Genomic DNA, 18,526 nt, shown 5'->3' with positions numbered 1-18,526 from the left:
GTTCGATGAAGATAATTGCCGTAACAGATGACAAAATGGAACGTAGCCAATTGCTTGATACATTGCTAGCAATCGAACCTTTTATCGACGCAGCCATCTTACGTGAGAAATCGAAAATGGATTCAGAAATAATAGCGTTGATTCGACAATTAATCGAATCTGGCTTTGATTCAACTAAACTAATTGTCCATGGGCGAACGAATGTCGCTTCAATTACCGGGATTAACAAAGTTCAACTTCCCGGATACGGCGAACCGCTAACGCTACTCAAAAAAAAATTCCCGGCTATCTCCTTCGGCAGATCTGTCCACTCTTATGGTGAAGCTGAAACTGCTTATAAAGAAGGTGCTGACTGGATTCTTTATGGTCATTTATTCGAGACAAGTTCAAAAGTTGGCCTCTTCCCCCGTGGAACCGATGAGCTTTTTCAAATCGTTGAATCGCTAGCAATTCCCATCTATGCAATTGGTGGAATTCAGCCCCATCACCTTCCGCAATTAAATCAAGGCGGAGTTGCAGGAATTGCAGTGATGTCGTCCATTTTTGGCAGTGACAATCCTGAAGTTGCCACAACAGCCTATAAGGATGCCAACCATGTCACAACCAGTTGATGTTGTCGTTATTGGGGGAGGGATTATTGGTTGCAGTACAGCTTATTATTTAGCAAAAGAGGGTTTGTCAGTTCACCTTGTTGAACGCGATAAAATCGCTCAAGGCACTACTCGGGCGGCTGGCGGCATGCTTGGTGCACACTCTGAATATTTGAATGACACCTTTTATTCATTCGCGCAAGAAAGTCAGGTACTGTATTCAGAATTCCAACGTGATGCAGGGGCGGACTTCGGTTATACAGCTGGCGGTATTGTTCAGTTTGCTTGTTCCGAAGAAGAACGAATTGCCCTCTCCCGTTGGAAAAACGCAGTTCATCTTTCAGCTGAACAAGTTCGCGAACGAATTCCGCATGTTGCTCCACCTGCTTTTGGTGCGTATCTTTTTGAAGAAGACGTCCATGTTCATCCTGAAAAGGCTTGTCTGGCATTTTGCGCAGCGGCTAAAAATTTGGGTGCTACTATTTCAGAACAGGCCACAGTCGATGAAATCACACTGTTACATGGTGGCTATCAGATACGCATTGCGTCGTCCATTATCAACGCAAAACATCTAGTCATCGCAAGCGGTGCAGCGAGCACCAAGCTTGTGTCAGGGCTGCAAATGACCGCAGTGAAAGGCCAATGTATGCAACTCAATGCGGTAGGCATGCAATTACCTTATACACTTTTCCATAAAGGCTGTTACGTAATTCCACGCTCGGGTGGAACGCTCGTCATCGGGGCCACGATGGAATACGGACATACAGACTTGCAGATAACTGATGCCGGTAATTTGGCATTAAGTGCTATTGCGGAACGTTTTATACCTGGTCTTTCCCGCCTTCCTGTTATGAACAGATGGGCAGGTCTACGTCCAAAAACCGTTGACGACTTACCGTATATCGGTCGGATTCCAGGGAATGAAAATATGTATATTGCAGCTGGTCATTTCAGAAATGGGATTTTATTGGCGCCCGCAACCGCCTGCTTGATTCGTGATTTGATCATCGGAAATGAAGTGAATACAGAACGGATTAAGGCATTTGATCCGAAAAGGGGGATTTTTCATGAAGCGAACAATCGAACTGAACGGCAATCGGTATGACATGCCCGCAGAAGTTGAAAATGTGCAGGAACTGCTTGGGCATCTGGAACTTGCGGAACGCATCGTCATCGTGGAAATGAACCGAGATATTCTTGCGAAAGACGCATATGACAAACCGATCAACGACCGCGACCAAATAGAAATCATTCACTTTGTAGGAGGAGGATAATTATGCTAACAATCGGCAATAAAACATTCAATTCAAGACTATTACTAGGTACAGGAAAATACCCGTCATTTGATGTGCAAAAAGAGGCAGTGCGTGTATCGGAGTCAGAAATTCTTACGTTCGCAGTAAGACGTATGAATATCTTCGAGCCATCACAACCAAATTTCTTGGAACAACTCGATTTTTCGAAATATACACTATTACCAAATACAGCGGGCGCAAAAACAGCGGAAGAAGCGGTACGCATCGCGAAACTGGCGAAAGCATCAGGACTTTGTGACATGATTAAAGTTGAAATCATCGGTTGTGACCGATCATTACTCCCGGATCCAGTAGAAACACTTCGGGCAACTGAAATGCTGTTAGATGAAGGATTCATCGTCCTGCCTTATACGTCAGATGATGTTGTGCTCGCACGTAGGTTATGCGAAATGGGCGTTCATGCAATCATGCCAGGCGCATCCCCTATCGGATCAGGGCGCGGTATTTTGAATCCACTTAACTTGTCGTTCATCATTGAACAATCCAATGTACCCGTTATTATCGATGCAGGAATTGGCTCGCCGAAAGATGCAGCTTATGCAATGGAGCTTGGCGCTGACGCAGTTTTATTGAACACAGCGGTATCAGAAGCTGGAGATCCGATTAAAATGGCCCTTGCCATGAAGCTCGCGATTGAAGCGGGACGACTCGGCTATGAAGCAGGCCGGATGCCGATGCGCGATTATGCGGTTGCAAGTAGCCCACTGGAAGGACTTGTAACGAATTGATTGAAAAATATTCACGTCAGGCATTATTCGCTCCAATTGGCGATGTCGGCCAAAAAAGGATTCGTAAAACTAGTATTTTCATATTAGGTGCCGGCGCGCTTGGCTCATCCGGTGCTGAAATGCTCGTCCGTGCAGGCGTTGGACGTGTAACGATTGTGGACCGGGATATTATCGAGTCGACCAATCTGCATCGCCAGCAATTGTATACGGAACAAGACGTCATTGAGCAATTGCCAAAAGCAGTTGCGGCGGAGAAACGATTGACGGCGATTAATAGCGATGTAGCTATAACAGGTATTGTAGTCGATGTAACGCCACAAAACGTCCTCGATCTAATGACCGACCATGATTTAGTTTTGGATGCAACAGACAATATTGAAACACGGCTGCTAGCGAACGATGCAGCGCTGAAACTCGGCATCCCCTTTTTCATGGGGGCATGTGTCGGAAGTTATGGCCTAACGTTTCCGATTGGCATTCAAGACAACCAGCCGTGTCTACATTGCTTGCTAGAAACATTGCCATCACAGACATTAACATGTGATACAGTCGGCGTCATCAGCCCGGTTGTGGTTACTACAGCGGCTCGGCAAGTTACTGACGTGTTGAAATATATAACGGGAACACCTTTTGGACCGAAACTCGAATCTGCTGATTTATGGACAGGCGACCGCGCTTCAATTGGAGTTGCAAGCATGAAGAAAGCCGGTTGTCCAAGCTGTTCCGAAAATGCAGTGTATCCGTTCCTTTCTGCCCGTGAGTCTATGAAAACAGCGGTGCTTTGTGGACGTGACACCGTTCAATTGTCTTGGCCTAAAAGTAGAAAGTTTGAACTCCTCCCTTTTGCCGAATCAATTCGCGGAAGCGTCTCAAAATTAATTCACAACCCACATCTTGTTGCCTGTGAATACAACGGTCACCGCATCGTGCTGTTCCGTGACGGTCGCATGCTTGTACATGGAACGAAAGATATTGTAACTGCGAAGAAAATTGCTGCCGGGTTGCTAGGATAATTGTTGAATGAAAAAAGAGCATAGCTTTTATGCTCTTTTTTCAGTTCCCCCTCGTAAAGGTAAACCAAATGGTCCCCCCTAATTGCGAAAACTAAAAATGGTGAACAACTGAATACCTACATAAACTAAGCGAATGCGCCTTAACAGGAATAGCTGGAGCCACGAGATCGGCTAGTGGTTTTTCTACTGGCTTATCGTGGGGGGCATCCCCGAGCGCCACAGCGAATTCAATGGTATTCTTTACGTCAACTTATAAAATACAATTCCCGCCATATACATGCTTTAAGGACAGCTTTTTAATAATGCTAGCAGTACTTCCCCTCCCCACTCTCATCAAACACAACATAAATTCCCTCCAACAGGAATTTCATCAAACGTTTAAGGGTACCATTTCTATATATGGTTCGTTACAATGGAAGTTCTAACAAGTTATTTTATCTTTATTGAAAACAACAGGAGGTTGTCATGTTTTTCTTAGAAGCAAAACGCATTATTGTCGTTATCTTTGGTTCCTTGTTACTTGCAATCTCGCTTAACTTCTTTTTAATCAATGCAAATGTCTATGCCAGCGGATTTGCGGGTGCTGCGCAACTGACATCTAGTGTATTAAATGATTTCATCGGCGTTGAGATTAGTACAGGAATATTATTGTTACTATTCAATATTCCCGTCTTTATATTAGGATGGTACAAAGTAGGTAAAGGATTTACCATCTATAGCATCGTTTCCGTTATCTTTGTTACAATTTTCTTAGAACTCTTACCTGTCCTATCTCTATCAAACGATATTATTCTAAATGCCGTGTTTGGCGGTGTAATTGCAGGTGTAGGAGTTGGGATTTCGATGAAACTTGGGGCATCTACAGGCGGAATGGATATTATCGCTATGGTCCTATCACGCTTACAAGATAAGCCTATTGGAACCTATTTTTTACTGCTGAACGGTATCATAATCGTCTTGGCAGGTTTTCTGTATGAACCGGAAAACGCATTATATACGATGTTAGCATTGTATGTAACTACAGTTGTGATTGACGCACTCCATACACGTCACGAAAAAGTGACCGCAATGATTGTTACACAAAAGGCAGACGAATTACAGCATGCGATTCATCAGAAAATGGTACGTGGCATAACGATTCTTCCCGCAAAAGGTGCGTATTCAAAAGAGGATAAGCATATGCTTTATCTTGTGATCACTCGTTATGAATTATATGATTTGGAAAAAATAATTAATGAAATAGATCCAAATGCGTTTACGAATATTGTTCAAACTGCTGGTGTTTACGGATTCTTTAGACGTGAAGGCGATCAAGTTAAATAAACCTATAACACTGAATTCCAAATAAGTTGAAATAAAGATTCCCTTCAACACTGCTACGGCGCTCGGGGATGCCTGCCCCCCCTTGTAAGGCACCTTCGCTCAGTTAACATAGGTGTTCATTTGTTCAACATATACAGTACTAAAAATGACCAGACATCAATTGATGTCTGGTCATTTTTAGTAGATACCGATTTTACTTCGAACCAGCTTGCCAACTCATTCCCCATCCATAAGCCTGGTCCATCTTGGCATGCCCTGGAAAATAGTCGACAAGTCTTTTGACGCTAAACGTCTCGTTTTGTACATTTTCAATCATTGCAATTGCACACATAATTTGTCCGTTGCGGTGCTCATCAAGCTTGACGACAATATCTTCTCCACCGCCGTATGTCAACTTGACGATCCCGCCCGCTTCTGACCAATTCGCAGCGCCCTCATAAATGAATGCATATACAAGCACTCGTTTAATGTCCTTAATACGAGAACCATTGATACGTAAATTTTCTCCGCCTGTGGAAGCCCCCGTACGATCGTCGTGGTCCAGCTGAATATAAGGGAAATCCTTCAACGAGCCAAATGCGTTACCAAGGGCCTGAACACAGCCCTTTTCTCCCGAATTCAATTCATACAGGCAACCAAGATCTAAATCAAAGTTTTTCTGTCCGCCACCAAACAGCGAGGATAGGAATCCGCCACTTTTAGCCGCTTTGGAGTTTTGATTCCAGTTTAAGTTAACTAGAATCTCACCTACATCATTTCCTTTTTTCGTTAAATTTATGGACTGCCCTTTTTTCTTCAGTTCGATCATATCGGTTCCTCCAGTCACTTACCGAAATTTTTCATGCTGTCCTGTAGCTGTGCAATCCGTTTCATGCCATCTTCCCTTGTACGTTTGTTTTCATCTTCAATAGCTCTCGTTTCCTCGAGCCCTTTCACGATTGTGCTCCAACTTTCTTCAATCGTTTCAATTTTAATACTCGGACCACCTGCAGTACGGGCAATTTCCACACTTTGCCTAGCGATATTCTGCGAGTTTTTTAGTAGCATTTCATTGGTCCTTTTATCAAGTTCGTCCATAGAATCCGCTACAAGTTTTTGACGTTTCGCAGCAACTGCTTGGATAATGCCGTTTTTAAATATTGGAATCGTTGTAATGAATGCCGAATTGATCTTCCCAATAAGTTTCGTGTTTCCGCGTTGTAGGACCCGGAGCTGGGGTGCTGTCTGCAACGCGACCATTCTTGCCATTTCAAGGTCATAGACCCGCTCTTCAAGCGACTGTATCGCATTATTCATAGTATCTAATTCCATCTGCGCTAATTGATCGCCGCCTGCTGATCTTTGTTCAAGACCTGGAACGAGCGCCCGCAGCTCTTCAGCTTTAATCTGCCCAGCTACAACATACTTTTCAAGTGCCATGTAATAGTTATAGTTTTGGTCATACATTTCGTCCATATTGGTCGTTGAACGAATCATTTCGTCTTTATACTTTGAAATTTCGATGTGTATGCCTTCGATTTCCTTGCCGAGCGTTTGGTATTTGCCGAACACTTTTTCAATTAATTTATCTCCACGCTTGAAAAACTTGCCCAAAAAACCTTTTGGCTCGTCAAAGTCATTTTTATCGAATTTATCCATCGTTTTCCCAAGTTGTTTCAACATCTCGCCTGAATCAGTTACACTCGATGAACGCATGGAAGCCAATATGCGATCAGCAAAAGTGGAAATTTCAACGGCCGGTTCTTTCCCAAATTCTAATAATCCGGTCTGGTTTCTAGTATCGATTGACCGGACTAAATTTTGAACCTCTGGATCCTGTCGTAACTGTAAGCGTAGTGCTTCCGCTTTGTTTTCCGTCAATACTTCCACTTCATAATTCTTTGTTTCTTCCATGCCATTCAATCCCTTCCGTTAAAAAGTCGATTTAAAAAACCGCTTACAATTGATGCATCCTTTTTATTCTCCTGAAAGGATAGATCGAACACCATATCTTCCAGCATATGATGATCAAAATATTCTTTCCTTATGAAGTGTTCCAAATCATTGTGACCGGGTGGATTGTATAAGATAATATCAAGTCCAATTTCATTCAACAGTAACAGCAATGCTGCATCTGCTCTAGACAAAATACCATTAACTTCATTGTTATATAAAATCACTTTTGGAACCTCTTGCGCATAATCAAACGTTTGCAAAAGATTGATCAATTCTTCCGGTATGGAAGTTGCCTGTGTGAACAAATAGAGAGAGACTTGTTCCGGTGTTTCCCCCGGTTGTGCCTTCATTTTCGAATGGGCGCAAATCCTTGAAATGGCCGCCGCGAGTCCTAGTTGAGCACCGTCATGTAGTTGACCGTACTGCCACCAGTTGCTTTGCATCATTTTTTCCGGGACCAAACGACCATCTTTGCCAAGTGCATGCTGGTAATGATATTGGTTATTCGCTTTCGTTTCTTGTATGAATGGGAATTTTTTCACTACTACACAATTCGGTTGGCTAGTGAGCCGATGCATTTTATCCCAATATTCTTTTCGGCTGGTTGAAACGCCGGAAACTTTCGCGAACAATGCGGGTATCTTCACTTCATCCCCATTGGCAGAGAAATTTGGTCGTATAAATGCCTTTTCTTTCGCCAATAGAAAAATCTCGTCATATGTCGTTTTTAATGTAACTGCCACGGGGAGATGGTTGCGGAATTGCCATGGCTTATAATAAGCAGAACCTTCATGGTGAAGTACGTGATCGATTTCTTTCGAAGCACGGTATGCGACTGTCCCTTGTCGTTTCGGTTCTTCTTGCGGAAAAGGTTGGATTTTCATGGTGGTCGGATATTCCGTCAAGAAGGACCAGTTGTTGTCAGGATCAAGCTCTTTAAAATCGTCTTTTCCTTCCGGATGAAGAATGACAACATCCATTCCCAATAAGATTGTATAGAACAGAAAATACATCTGACTTTTGTTCATATCGCCGTACCAGATAATGTGTGGGATATCCTTATCGATCGGTGTTCCCTTGACCCATGGATCAATATGATTCCACGTCCATTTGATGATATCAAGAAAAACTCGTCGGAATTCCGGATGATGAAATGCACCCGCATGATTTTTCTTGAATAGTTCAAATACCTCAATGAGTGTTGACCGGATTAATCTATTGAAATCAGGGTCTTCGCCGTATTTTGGAAGCAACTGTGCCCCCTCCAAAAAAGCTACAAAGCGGTTAATCGATAGATTCGGTTTTTCCTGAATAAGATCATAAATTCGCTGGATGGCTTGAAATCGTTCTGGTGGCATGTTCTTATCAAGTGTTTCAGATAATACATACACACCAGGGGCCTGGCTCGCTGTGTATAATTCAATCATATATTCTGTTTCATCAAAACCTGATCCGACAATACGTGTAGCAATCTGACTGTATTGTATACGTTCTTCTCCCAATTGATAATCAGGGCGGGTAGCAATTGGCTTGCTGAGTTCGGTTGCCCAATTCGAGTATTCAACCTTCTTAAGTATCAGTTTCCTTATCATCTTCACTCCCCCCAATCACCTATTTTTTTGCGTCAATGGAAGGGGCGTAGTCCGATATCGTCAACGGATTCCAGGAGTTAATTGGAGACGCTTCGAAAGAATAGCTTCAATGATTTCCTCCGATGCCAAAATCCCTGTTTTTTGTGTCAGTCCTAGATGACCAAATTTAGCTGCCGCTTCCCCGTGCCGTGGTATCAGACCAAACTCCGCCTGTTCAATCAAGCAGACATCCAAATTGGAATCCCCTGCCGTATAAACCGTTTGCTTTCCTTCTTTTTTTGCAACATAGTCCACCGCATCCCATTTATTGATGAATGATGGAATGAAGTAAACTTTTCTGCCTTGAACTGAAAATGCCCAGTCATGCGCTGCCGCCCACTGTGAATAATAATTGATCCGCTCAGCTGATAGCGGTGGTTCAATAATCAAGTACACAAAAAATCGCTCTACCACACGAATGGATTTCAACCAAGACGCATCCGCAGTCTCTTCTATTTTCCGCTTCACATCATCCACTGAAGCGGTACTTCCATCTATTTTAGTACGGATATAATCCTGCCAGTGCGTATCTATATGTCCATCTTTCAGCACAACGCCGCCATTACAAGTAATCGCGTATGTAGGACGTATTTCTTCATGAAATAGTGAGACTCGATTATACTGTTCAATTGTTCTTGTCGTTACAGGAACAAACATCATCTCATCGGACAGTTCGCGTAATAGCGCAATCGCTTTTTCTGTCATGAATGAAATGTCTCTTCCATTATATACTTCAATATTACGAACAGATACATTCAAGGTTTCCTCGCCAAAGCGCCGTTTCGAATAAATAAGTGTTCCATCTAAATCGCTTGCGAACATCATACTTTTTTCTCCAACGGTTTAATAAGTCCACAACAAGTATAAGTCATCTGTTCATAAACCTCCACAGGTACAGCTCTTTCCTTTGCAAGTTGGAAAATATGTTTAAGCCGCACATCGTTTAAATCCTTAACTAATATCTTCCATGGTAGACGTCGTAAAAGAACACGTGTCGTCTCTCCAACACCAGGTTTGATGAGATTCACATTTTCAATGCCGTAGTGCTCCTGAATTGATGCAATTGTTTTCATTCCCTGCCATGTCGGGCTCATATCTGTTTTCTTTAAAGCTTCTTTCGCCGCTTCGATTAACATTGCTGCCGCTTCAAATTCTGCCGTAATGACATCAATATGATGATTCGATACATCTTTATCCTGAAGTTCCGAATAGAATTTCGCTCCGTGGAAATCCGTCGCTCCTATCCAGCGGCTGTTCAGAACCGTTCGGCTAACTAGGCCTGATACTGTTGAATTCAAACAGGCGCTAGGGATTAGAAAGTCCTCCCGCGTCCCATATAAGGAAGAGCAGTGACCCGGATCCGCCAATACAACGAGTTCGTCGTCCAGTAGGATACCATATTTTTCTTTAAACGACTCCACAGACTTTGTCAGCTCCATAGATATCGCACCTTTACCAGTCCAACCGTCGACAAAAACGACGCGCTTATCAGGATGTTGACTCGTAATATACAGCATCGCATTTTCATCGATGCCACGTCCTCGAATGATCGATATGCTATAATGCGGTAAATTCAACCCATATACCGCATTAATATAACGTTTCATCAAGATACCTATCGGCGTCCCAGCCCTCGCAAGGGAAACAAGAACAAGTTCCTTCCCTTTTTTCTCAATGAGGAGTTCCGAAACTGCGCCGACCGCTGTTGCTACTTTTCGCTTTGAAGTATTGAGTGACTCGTAAAAAAGATTTAAATAGGCTTCGGTTGGCTCATATTCAATGGGAAGCATTTCCGAATAATGGGCGCCGCCTTGAATAGCCTCTTCCCGTTCATTCAGGCTTCTTTCAAGGCTCGCATCTGACAGATCTTTCAATAGAAAAACGACATCTTCAGATGAATAACTTCCAGTCACTGTTTTAGTCATTTGTTGCATTTTCTACTCACACCTTTCAAGTGAAGTCTACAATATAGATTGCAGGTAATCCTTTGAACTGGCGTAATATCGGTTCAAGCCTGTTGTCATCTATAGGACGTTCAAAAAATAAAAAGACTTCATCGTATTTCATGTCGGATACATTATATGCATAATTCATAGTTGCTGGATCTTCAGGACTTTCAAAAGCCATTCGACTTTTTATCGGATAACCTTCTCGGTCAATTGGGAATATCGGGCTTCTCGTTGTTGAATGATAAGATACACCTTCGCCCATGTAAACAGCCGTTTTCATGGGGATATGCATGAATTCCCCAGTACCTAAACATAATGTCCGTTTTCCTGTCCGATACTTCCTCAAATATTCTCCTGCACTCTGACAGTATGCTTCAACATCCTCTTTGTTGTCCGACGAGATACCGAATCTACCAGTCAGAGACAAATAACTTGAATCATTTTTAAATCCAAAAGAATCAATTGAAGAATAAGGATAGTGAGGAAGAGGGATAGGCAATGACTTCAGACTGATTCTCTCAAAATCGGGAACTTTAACAACCAATTCGTCAATGACACTGGCATCTTCAGCTAAACCAGGTGTGCCTTCTAATTGGATTGTTCCCGTCAATAAAGCATACGTCGTGATGCGTACATCATGCAATTTCTCAAATGCCTTCAATCGTTGCTGATCTTCTACACTTCGCCAGTCCAACAGGGATAGTATTGTGTATTCCTTACGTGGAAAACGCTTTTGAATAGAAGCGATGATATTCAATGCTGTCTTGCCTGTCGTAATTTCATCATCTACCAGACAAATCGAGTGGTCATTATTCAAATACTGTTCCGGTGCATAGCAACGCTGATCTGTAGCGTGGGAATGCTCTTCTTCAAAGTAGAGCGTCACCTCTTCATCAGCAAGCATTTCTCTAGTCGAATGAATGTAGGTAGCATCCGAAAAACAGTCAAAAACGCCATGACCGAGGGCCGTTGCCGTTTCCGCAAAACCGATGAACACAACCGGCTCATCAAGTTGACAGTGTAGTTCCTGTACAATTGAATATGCTGTTTGCAAGTTTTTAGTGGAACCGTCCTTAACTGCTTCGATGAGCTGTTCTTTTCCAGGCATTTGTTTGCTTGTCTTACCTTCATAATAAGCAGAGGCCAGCAATGCTGATGCAATCAAGGGCAGTTGAGGCGGAATAGAAATATGTTTCCCGAGTACTTTACTGACGAATAAAAAAGAACGTTTTTTGTTAATTCTTGCGGCCATCTCATATAAACTTTCAACTGAAAGCTCATATGGATTTTGGTCAATTTGTACATGTACTTGCATGGTTTCGCAAACTTCATGCGTGTACCTACTCGGATAATAAATCGATGAATGTAATGTTTTCATTGTACACCCCGTATATATCAGACTTAATTAACACTTTTTGTGCCCAGTATAAATGGGGCTTAATCTCATTCATTTTGTTCATAAATTCACTTTTGAACACACCTTTTTCACCTGTGGCCTGCTGGAAGATACTAAGTGCGTCCACATATTCTTCCTTCGTGACGACATGCAATGCCTGCACAGGCAAAAGGTGAGACGGATGAATGATTGTTTTCCCAACTAAGCCGTTCGCTCTATCTAGCAACGTTTCCTGAATTAGCCCGTCAAAATCTTTCCGTATCAATTCTTTTCTGAGTAGAAGACCCACTGAACCTGAACTTTCTTGAAATGGCGTCTCACGCAGTTGTGGTTTTAAGATACGACCGTTTGATGAGAAATGTTCCCACACTGGACCCGATACCACGAAACCGTCATGTTGCCTGGCAAATATATTGACAACATCCGTAATTAGCTCATTGACAATGGAAATCTCATAGACAGTCGTCTCACTATCCCTCCTCAACCCGTAAAGTCCACATAAATCCGTAGCACCAATCCGGATATTCAGAATGAAGTCAGCATACCGATCAACTATCTCCTTTAAACTAAGCAACTCTGCCAAGCGACGCTCCTTGTAAAGAACATTCGGCGATTCAAGAATTGGCATACCATATAAAACTGTATTCGCTTGCTCATTCAACTGTCGCAGACCCGATAAGTAGTCCTCCGCATTATCCGATGCAAACTTAGGAAACACAAAGCCTACGAGGTTCTTCAACGAATCACCGAGCCGCTCCCCTATGTCCAGCATCTGTTGTGCACTTCTTACCCGAACAAAAATAAGTGGAGTCGTTTCTTCCGTAAGTCGACCATCCTGAACTGCAGCACTAATTTGTTGCATATGCGTAATCAGTTTATTTTCCGCCCGTTCAACTTCATGATCACCTATTGCATCTTCAAGACAGATCGCTACTGTGACAAGCTCCTTAAATTTGTTGGTAATAATGAGATGGGCTATATCCTCACGGGTTGCTGGCATATACAATAAAGCCCCCAGACTGTATGATAGCCGTTGTTTATCGGTATGCTTCGTAACCGTCTCCGGTTTCCGATAAAATAAATCTTCTAAGCCAATAGCAGCTAAGTCATTAAAATACCTCAATCTGAGCACCAACCTTATTTATTATTCGATTTAGGGTAAAAGAAAAAAGAAGGGGCTAGCCTTCTTTTTTTCTTTGTATTAAGCCATTTTCTTTTTATTCATGTTGTGAACAACGAATGTGGCAATGAACGTAAGGATTAGAATGATAAAGAATACGTAGTGGTGGACGTCAATACCAACAACGCTCAATCCCATTTTAATCGCTATTAACATAATCAGCACATATGCTGACGTTTCAAGTTCTGGTACCTTGTCGATTAACTTCAAAAATACGCCGGCAATTCCACGCATCATCAAGACACCGAGCATTCCTCCAAGAAGAAGTACCCAAATCTGTTCACTGACACCGAAAGCAGCAAGAACACTATCTACTGAAAAGGCGATGTCCATAATCTCTACAGCAGCGATTGTTCCCCAGAATGTACCGAAAAGACGGATTAGAATACCTTCTGTTTTCATCCCTGCAATTTCTTCGTCATTACCTGCCTCTTTAGACTTATCCATAAAGTATTTAATCGCCAACCATGCGAGATAAGCCGCACCTAATGCCTTGACCCACCACAATTTAATGAGGAAAACACCGACCCCAATTGCGATAAAGCGGAAGACATAAGCACCAAGAAGCCCGTAAAACAGAGCTTTTTTTCGTTGTTTTTCTGGTAAATGTTTGACCATGACCGCCAAAACGAGAGCATTATCAGCTGACAATAGCCCCTCAAGTATGATGAGGGTACCGATTAAGCCCCAACTGACTGGATCCGATAATACTTCCACCCACATACCCCAATCAAAAAAAGCGGCATATGTATCGATTATTCCATTAAGTATCTCCATTAGTTCCTCCTGATAATAAAACAATAAAAGACTCCGACCTTTTATCAGCCCGTAAATTTATACTTCTAAACCATAATTCCGGCAAAGTGCCCCTAGCCCTCCAGAGAAGCCACTACCGATTGCATTAAATTTCCAATCGTTACCGTGCCTGTACAGTTCGCAAAAAACAACTGCCGTTTCAATCGAGAAATCCTCTCCTAAATCGAAACGTAGCACCTCTTCTCCGGTCGCTTCATCCGATAATCGAACAAAGGCATTTGATACCTGACCAAAGTTTTGACTTCTTCCTTCTGCATCGTGAATCGTAACCGTAATACCAATGCGGTCAACGTACGCAGGGATTTTAGGGAAATCAACGATTACTTGCTCGTCATCCCCATCTCCTTCGCCCGTCCGGTTATCGCCAGTATGTAGAAGAGCGCCACTCGGATGCTTAAGATTATTATAGAAAATGAAGTCATGATCATTCTGGCAACGATTGCTTGCATCGACAAGAAACGCCGATGCATCAAGGTCAAACTCCTGACCGCCAGAGTATTTATTCGTATCCCAACCTAGTCCGATAACACCTCTTACAAGGCCGGGATTTGTCTTCGTCAAATCGATTTTTTGACCTTTTGATAAAGTAATCGCCATCTGAATCACTCCTGTTTATCATGATTAGAATTCAAAACTTCCATAACTATATAGATTGAATAGATGATTCCATTCAACTCCGCTCCGGCGCTTAGGGGATGCCTCCCGCGCCATAAGCCAGAAAGCCTTCGCCACCAGTCTTACGGCTTCGGCTCCCCCTGTAAGGCGCCTACACTGAAGTTCAAATACAAACCCGATGTCAGCAACTGGCACCGGAAACAACATATATAGTTATATCAATTAATTAAGCTTGTAGTCCGTAGTCCTTAACAAGTGAACCAAGTCCGCCCTGATAGCCGCTACCAATTGCATTGAACTTCCACTCACTACCATGTCTGTAAAGTTCCCCTACAACAACAGCCGTTTCAATAGAGAAGTCTTCGCCAAGGTCATAACGGATTAACTCTTCACCGTTTGCATCGTTGACGATTCGTACATAGCTATTTGAAACTTGCCCGAAATTTTGGCTACGTTGTTCTGCATCATGAATTGTAATTGCGAATGCAATTCTTTCAACTGTAGTTGGTACAGTTGAAAGGGAAACTTTGACTTGCTCATCGTCTCCATCACCTTCACCAGTCAAGTTATCACCAGTATGAACGACGGAACCATTTCCACCCTCAAGGTTATTGAAGAAAACGAAATCTTTTTCATTTGCACATACACCCGCTGCATTCAATAAGAATATAGAAGAATCTAGATCAAAATCTTGTCCACCGTCATATTTATTCGTATCCCAGCCAACACCAACCGTAATATTCGTTAATCCCGGGTTACTTTTCGTCAAATCTACTTTTTGTCCTTTACTCAATGAAATAGCCATTTATGTCATCCTCTTTTCTGTTTTTTATAGTTTATGAGTACCTTTTAACCATTTCGCCAAGACCTGCATCAGATGATCCTGATCCAACAGCGCCGAATTTCCATTCACTGCCGTGACGATAAATTTCTCCAACAGTTAAACTAGTTGAACCTGCATAGTTTTCGGACAGGTTGAATTTAAGTAATTCCTCATTGTTCGCTGAATTCATGACACGGATAAACGCATTTTCTACTTGGCCGAAGTCTTGCTTACGTTTTACACAATCATAAATATTAACAACGAATACAAGTTTGTTAACGTTTGCGGGTACCTTTTTCAAGTCAACAATCACTTGCTCGTCGTCTCCGTCGCCTTCTCCAGTGATATTATCACCAGTGTGCGTTACGCTACCACATTTACTTTTCAAGTTACCAAAGTAAACCAAGTTGTCATTGCTCGCAAACTTATCGTCTTGAAGCATGATAACAGAAGCGTCTATATCCATATTTGTAGCACCGCTACCACCACCACCGAAAAGTCCGCCGAGTAATCCGCCAGCTTTTTTCTGACTTTGAATTGGGTCCCAACCGAGGCCTACTATAATCTTCTCAAGACCTGGATGACCTTTTGTTAAATCAATTTTTTGACCCTTTTGTAAAATAATTGCCAAACCAATCATTCCTTTACATTTTAATGAATTTTTTATCTTTTCGTAAAAACACCATCATTATATATTTTACTACATCTGATACCGAACTACCAAAATGATGATTACCTATAGCATTTTCCACCCTGCAATGCCAAATTCAACTTTCATGAATATTCTAATCGTCATTGGATAATGAATAGTAAACCTCAAAGATGACCTGACGAACCATCCAAACATCTTGGATTCCACAATGCTTGTGTTGACAGCAATATCATATAGCACAGATATTATGCAATAATGACTACTTTCCAGTTCATCACAATCATCTCTTGTTACTAGTACGTACGAACATGCCAAATGGTTTCAAAAAAAAGAAATCCACAGCACTTAAGTTCCTACATCTTCAATGCACTACTCATTTCAAACACATCAAAGACATTTTCCTTAAAAATGAGTGACATGATTTTCCCTTCTTTTTCGTAGAAGTGGATATTCCCTTTTTGTTCATCTTCAAGTTCCGTCCAGCCCCACTTTTTTATTTCCTCCAAGTAGTGCTCCGGCGGTTCTCCCTGCTCCCCGCCAATATCGTTCAACTTGTACTTTGCCGATTTCGAAATTTCCGTCGTACACGCTTCTGGCTTTAGTTCACTCGCATTTTTCGGAACCGGGAAACCATGATTGATAACCGCCATGCGATAGCCCTCTTCTGCGCTATACACATTCGAACAGCCTGCCATCATACCAACAATGAAAAGAAGTATGAGTATCCGTTTCATAGCGTCATCGCCCCTTACAGAAAATTCACAACATATCACTTCTATTTTACTAGATGGATAGTGACTTGTCACGGGACGTATTTGTGACAAAGTAGATGAAATGGTTCATAGCTGTAATCAAGCATAGATTACTTTATGATTATACAATTTCCATCGACAGTCTAATCATATCCCTGCACTGGATACCGTTTTCAATGATCTCTTCCTCGTAGTGATCAACGAAAAAGTCTTTTATAACACCATCGATACGAAACCCAGATTTCTGATAAAAAGCCAATTGACCAATGCTGGAGTTACCCGTCCCAACTTCCAGGAACTTGCAGCCCAACACCTTTGCGGTCTGGATTGCGTCACTCATTAACTTCTTCCCAAGCCCGCGACCATGTATACGCTCATCTACAGCTATATTTATAATCTCCATCGTTGTTATACCTAACTTCACTAGCACATAGACACCTACGATTTCGCCTTCCTCTTCAGCAACACGGCACTCCCCATTAGCTATATACAGCTCTACCTGTTCTCGCGATGGGTCGGCAAGTAGCAAGAGTTCGAAAGGTGGGGCTTCATGTTGTAGTAATTTCCTGATTTTCATTTAGGCACCTTCCTTGCACCTCACACATAATTTTTTCATACGTTGCATGCCAACCTTTATAGTATTTGGAGACGTCTTCAAAGGGGATGAAAATTCTTCTGCTTGATTCATACTTCGCTTCAAAAGGATGTAATTCAGTTATGTCCATTTTGTAAAAAACCTGATAACCCACTTTCGGATAAGGACTGTGTTCATTCCACAACGGATTTTCATTATGGTCGATTTCTATTGAACCGAGGAGTACACAATCTCCCGTTACATAACCTTCTTCCATTGCCTCACGTCTAAAGCACACCTCCGCAGTTTCATCGACTTCAATATGACCGCCCGGAAAATCCCAACCCCGATCATCCAAATCGACCATCAACAGTTGCCCGTCCTTAAAACAGAAGCCATGGACACTCGTGATCAAATCCCTTTCCGGCAAAAAACCACTTTCCCATGTCAGCTTCAGCTTATGGCCCCCCCAATCTACATATGTACTTGTCATATACGGTCTCCTTTCCCCATTGAATACCCTTCAAATAGCCTGCCACCATATGGTTTCAACACTTCATCTGCAAGATCGATAATTGCATCTTTATTACCCGTTTTATAAAATGCATCGAATGCTTGTACAAACGTTCGCGCAAAGTTCTTATCAAATTGATTTAAAGCACGCATAATCCATTTTGACGCACCAATCCATTGAACATTTGTCCGCAAGAAGAATTCATGTATGGCATCGGCAAGTGTATTCGCTATGAAGATTTCTTCCGCACGATTGGTTGAACCAATCAGATCATCGAGCGCATCCGTTATCATATACCGTTTCATTTCTATCGTTTTTATCGACCATACTTCAGGACCTTTTTTCAATAGTTCATTAGCTTCTTCCTTTATTAAAGAAACAACTCCTGAATCGAATAAGATGATTCCTTCAGACACCATTCGCGGCAATGAAGGTCGAGCCCTTTCACAGTCTTCCTTAAAAAACACCTTGTAAGACGTAAAGTTATGAACGAACACTTCGATTGGCCATCCATACTCTATAAGCGACTCACGATACGCCGATTCTATCTTTTCATCAAAAACAACGATATCCAAGTCTGATGTTGCTGTTTCTTCGCCCCTGATAACACTCCCCGCAAGTAATGCAGCTTGGCAATCCGCGAAGTGTTCTGTTATAAACCTTTTTGCGGCTTCAATGGGCTGCAATCTGATACTGTTCATATACTCATCTCTCTCCTT

The 18,526-nt window shown here is 42.3% G+C and carries 21 protein-coding genes; 6 read left to right on the top strand and 15 right to left on the bottom strand.

Features of this window, described 5'->3' with window-relative positions; all coding sequences use genetic code 11:
* Positions 1-5 precede the first annotated feature (5 nt).
* The 6 genes from ACP8HG_RS18850 to ACP8HG_RS18825 all read left to right on the top strand — a co-directional run bounded on the left by ACP8HG_RS18850 (position 6) and on the right by ACP8HG_RS18825 (position 4,970).
* Complete coding sequence (locus ACP8HG_RS18850) at positions 6-611, top strand: thiamine phosphate synthase (RefSeq protein ID WP_342539546.1); 606 nt, start codon at positions 6-8, stop codon at positions 609-611.
* Entirely contained in the window at positions 595-1,695 is a 1,101-nt protein-coding gene (gene thiO / locus ACP8HG_RS18845) for a glycine oxidase ThiO (protein WP_342539545.1), read from the top strand. Before ACP8HG_RS18850 ends, thiO begins: the two co-directional genes overlap by 17 nt.
* A complete protein-coding gene (gene thiS, locus ACP8HG_RS18840) occupies positions 1,658-1,864 on the top strand; it encodes a sulfur carrier protein ThiS (RefSeq protein ID WP_187046503.1) in 207 nt (68 codons plus the stop codon). The genes thiO and thiS overlap by 38 nt, the downstream gene beginning before the upstream one ends.
* On the top strand, positions 1,861-2,634 hold the full coding sequence (locus ACP8HG_RS18835; RefSeq protein ID WP_438298676.1) for a thiazole synthase: 774 nt from the start codon (positions 1,861-1,863) through the stop codon (positions 2,632-2,634). Before thiS ends, ACP8HG_RS18835 begins: the two co-directional genes overlap by 4 nt.
* A complete protein-coding gene (locus tag ACP8HG_RS18830) occupies positions 2,631-3,647 on the top strand; it encodes a ThiF family adenylyltransferase (protein ID WP_067205017.1) in 1,017 nt (338 codons plus the stop codon). The genes ACP8HG_RS18835 and ACP8HG_RS18830 overlap by 4 nt, the downstream gene beginning before the upstream one ends.
* 465 nt (positions 3,648-4,112) lie before the next feature.
* A complete protein-coding gene (locus tag ACP8HG_RS18825) occupies positions 4,113-4,970 on the top strand; it encodes a YitT family protein (RefSeq protein ID WP_067205014.1) in 858 nt (285 codons plus the stop codon).
* A gap of 193 nt (positions 4,971-5,163) precedes the next feature.
* On the opposite strand, the gene ACP8HG_RS18820 is transcribed toward ACP8HG_RS18825, so the two are convergent.
* The 15 genes from ACP8HG_RS18820 to ACP8HG_RS18750 all read right to left on the bottom strand — a co-directional run bounded on the left by ACP8HG_RS18820 (position 5,164) and on the right by ACP8HG_RS18750 (position 18,508).
* A complete protein-coding gene (locus ACP8HG_RS18820) occupies positions 5,164-5,778 on the bottom strand; it encodes a TerD family protein (protein ID WP_340741308.1) in 615 nt (204 codons plus the stop codon).
* 14 nt (positions 5,779-5,792) lie between these two features.
* On the bottom strand, positions 5,793-6,863 hold the full coding sequence (locus tag ACP8HG_RS18815) for a toxic anion resistance protein (protein ID WP_067205006.1): 1,071 nt from the start codon (positions 6,861-6,863) through the stop codon (positions 5,793-5,795).
* Positions 6,864-6,868: 5 nt separating this feature from the next.
* Positions 6,869-8,497, bottom strand: coding sequence for a YceG family protein (locus ACP8HG_RS18810; protein ID WP_438297597.1), 1,629 nt, complete (start codon positions 8,495-8,497; stop codon positions 6,869-6,871).
* 60 nt (positions 8,498-8,557) lie between these two features.
* A complete protein-coding gene (locus ACP8HG_RS18805) occupies positions 8,558-9,361 on the bottom strand; it encodes a hypothetical protein (RefSeq protein WP_187046501.1) in 804 nt (267 codons plus the stop codon).
* A complete protein-coding gene (locus tag ACP8HG_RS18800) occupies positions 9,358-10,461 on the bottom strand; it encodes a cysteine protease StiP family protein (RefSeq protein ID WP_438297594.1) in 1,104 nt (367 codons plus the stop codon). The genes ACP8HG_RS18805 and ACP8HG_RS18800 overlap by 4 nt, the downstream gene beginning before the upstream one ends.
* A gap of 25 nt (positions 10,462-10,486) precedes the next feature.
* The gene (locus ACP8HG_RS18795) at positions 10,487-11,863 is read right to left on the bottom strand and encodes a phosphoribosyltransferase family protein (RefSeq protein ID WP_421102108.1); all 1,377 of its coding nucleotides are present in this window, start codon (positions 11,861-11,863) and stop codon (positions 10,487-10,489) included.
* Entirely contained in the window at positions 11,826-13,004 is a 1,179-nt protein-coding gene (locus tag ACP8HG_RS18790) for an HpcH/HpaI aldolase/citrate lyase family protein (RefSeq protein ID WP_187046499.1), read from the bottom strand. The genes ACP8HG_RS18795 and ACP8HG_RS18790 overlap by 38 nt, the downstream gene beginning before the upstream one ends.
* A 78-nt stretch (positions 13,005-13,082) precedes the next feature.
* Entirely contained in the window at positions 13,083-13,838 is a 756-nt protein-coding gene (locus ACP8HG_RS18785; protein WP_067204993.1) for a TerC family protein, read from the bottom strand.
* 57 nt (positions 13,839-13,895) lie between these two features.
* Complete coding sequence (locus ACP8HG_RS18780) at positions 13,896-14,474, bottom strand: TerD family protein (protein ID WP_067204991.1); 579 nt, start codon at positions 14,472-14,474, stop codon at positions 13,896-13,898.
* A gap of 244 nt (positions 14,475-14,718) precedes the next feature.
* A complete protein-coding gene (locus ACP8HG_RS18775) occupies positions 14,719-15,297 on the bottom strand; it encodes a TerD family protein (protein WP_067204989.1) in 579 nt (192 codons plus the stop codon).
* 31 nt (positions 15,298-15,328) lie between these two features.
* Entirely contained in the window at positions 15,329-15,946 is a 618-nt protein-coding gene (locus ACP8HG_RS18770) for a TerD family protein (protein WP_067204987.1), read from the bottom strand.
* 374 nt (positions 15,947-16,320) lie between these two features.
* Positions 16,321-16,701 (bottom strand): hypothetical protein, encoded by a 381-nt coding sequence (locus ACP8HG_RS18765; protein WP_067204984.1) that lies wholly within the window; start codon positions 16,699-16,701, stop codon positions 16,321-16,323.
* A gap of 139 nt (positions 16,702-16,840) precedes the next feature.
* Positions 16,841-17,296 (bottom strand): GNAT family N-acetyltransferase, encoded by a 456-nt coding sequence (locus ACP8HG_RS18760; RefSeq protein ID WP_340741306.1) that lies wholly within the window; start codon positions 17,294-17,296, stop codon positions 16,841-16,843.
* Entirely contained in the window at positions 17,268-17,786 is a 519-nt protein-coding gene (locus ACP8HG_RS18755) for an NUDIX hydrolase (protein ID WP_067204979.1), read from the bottom strand. The genes ACP8HG_RS18760 and ACP8HG_RS18755 overlap by 29 nt, the downstream gene beginning before the upstream one ends.
* Positions 17,783-18,508, bottom strand: coding sequence for a nucleotidyltransferase domain-containing protein (locus ACP8HG_RS18750; RefSeq protein ID WP_438297589.1), 726 nt, complete (start codon positions 18,506-18,508; stop codon positions 17,783-17,785). The genes ACP8HG_RS18755 and ACP8HG_RS18750 overlap by 4 nt, the downstream gene beginning before the upstream one ends.
* Positions 18,509-18,526: the final 18 nt, after the last annotated feature.

The organism is Sporosarcina sp. FA15 (genome assembly GCF_051550195.1).
GTDB lineage: Bacteria > Bacillota > Bacilli > Bacillales_A > Planococcaceae > Sporosarcina > Sporosarcina psychrophila.
This window is presented reverse-complemented; position numbering and strand designations above follow the sequence as displayed.

What these genes read in the sequence shown, in the direction of transcription:
- ACP8HG_RS18820 (WP_340741308.1), bottom strand. Translation starts at nt 5,778, where the DNA reads ATGATCGAACTGAAGAAAAAAGGGCAGTCCATAAATTTAACGAAAAAA.
- ACP8HG_RS18810 (WP_438297597.1), bottom strand. Translation starts at nt 8,497, where the DNA reads ATGATAAGGAAACTGATACTTAAGAAGGTTGAATACTCGAATTGGGCA.
- ACP8HG_RS18785 (WP_067204993.1), bottom strand. Translation starts at nt 13,838, where the DNA reads ATGGAGATACTTAATGGAATAATCGATACATATGCCGCTTTTTTTGAT.
- ACP8HG_RS18815 (WP_067205006.1), bottom strand. Translation starts at nt 6,863, where the DNA reads ATGGAAGAAACAAAGAATTATGAAGTGGAAGTATTGACGGAAAACAAA.
- ACP8HG_RS18775 (WP_067204989.1), bottom strand. Translation starts at nt 15,297, where the DNA reads ATGGCTATTTCATTGAGTAAAGGACAAAAAGTAGATTTGACGAAAAGT.
- thiO (WP_342539545.1), top strand. Translation starts at nt 595, where the DNA reads ATGTCACAACCAGTTGATGTTGTCGTTATTGGGGGAGGGATTATTGGT.
- ACP8HG_RS18755 (WP_067204979.1), bottom strand. Translation starts at nt 17,786, where the DNA reads ATGACAAGTACATATGTAGATTGGGGGGGCCATAAGCTGAAGCTGACA.
- ACP8HG_RS18765 (WP_067204984.1), bottom strand. Translation starts at nt 16,701, where the DNA reads ATGAAACGGATACTCATACTTCTTTTCATTGTTGGTATGATGGCAGGC.
- ACP8HG_RS18795 (WP_421102108.1), bottom strand. Translation starts at nt 11,863, where the DNA reads ATGAAAACATTACATTCATCGATTTATTATCCGAGTAGGTACACGCAT.
- ACP8HG_RS18760 (WP_340741306.1), bottom strand. Translation starts at nt 17,296, where the DNA reads ATGAAAATCAGGAAATTACTACAACATGAAGCCCCACCTTTCGAACTC.
- thiS (WP_187046503.1), top strand. Translation starts at nt 1,658, where the DNA reads ATGAAGCGAACAATCGAACTGAACGGCAATCGGTATGACATGCCCGCA.
- ACP8HG_RS18805 (WP_187046501.1), bottom strand. Translation starts at nt 9,361, where the DNA reads ATGATGTTCGCAAGCGATTTAGATGGAACACTTATTTATTCGAAACGG.
- ACP8HG_RS18800 (WP_438297594.1), bottom strand. Translation starts at nt 10,461, where the DNA reads ATGACTAAAACAGTGACTGGAAGTTATTCATCTGAAGATGTCGTTTTT.
- ACP8HG_RS18750 (WP_438297589.1), bottom strand. Translation starts at nt 18,508, where the DNA reads ATGAACAGTATCAGATTGCAGCCCATTGAAGCCGCAAAAAGGTTTATA.
- ACP8HG_RS18825 (WP_067205014.1), top strand. Translation starts at nt 4,113, where the DNA reads ATGTTTTTCTTAGAAGCAAAACGCATTATTGTCGTTATCTTTGGTTCC.
- ACP8HG_RS18780 (WP_067204991.1), bottom strand. Translation starts at nt 14,474, where the DNA reads ATGGCGATTACTTTATCAAAAGGTCAAAAAATCGATTTGACGAAGACA.
- ACP8HG_RS18850 (WP_342539546.1), top strand. Translation starts at nt 6, where the DNA reads ATGAAGATAATTGCCGTAACAGATGACAAAATGGAACGTAGCCAATTG.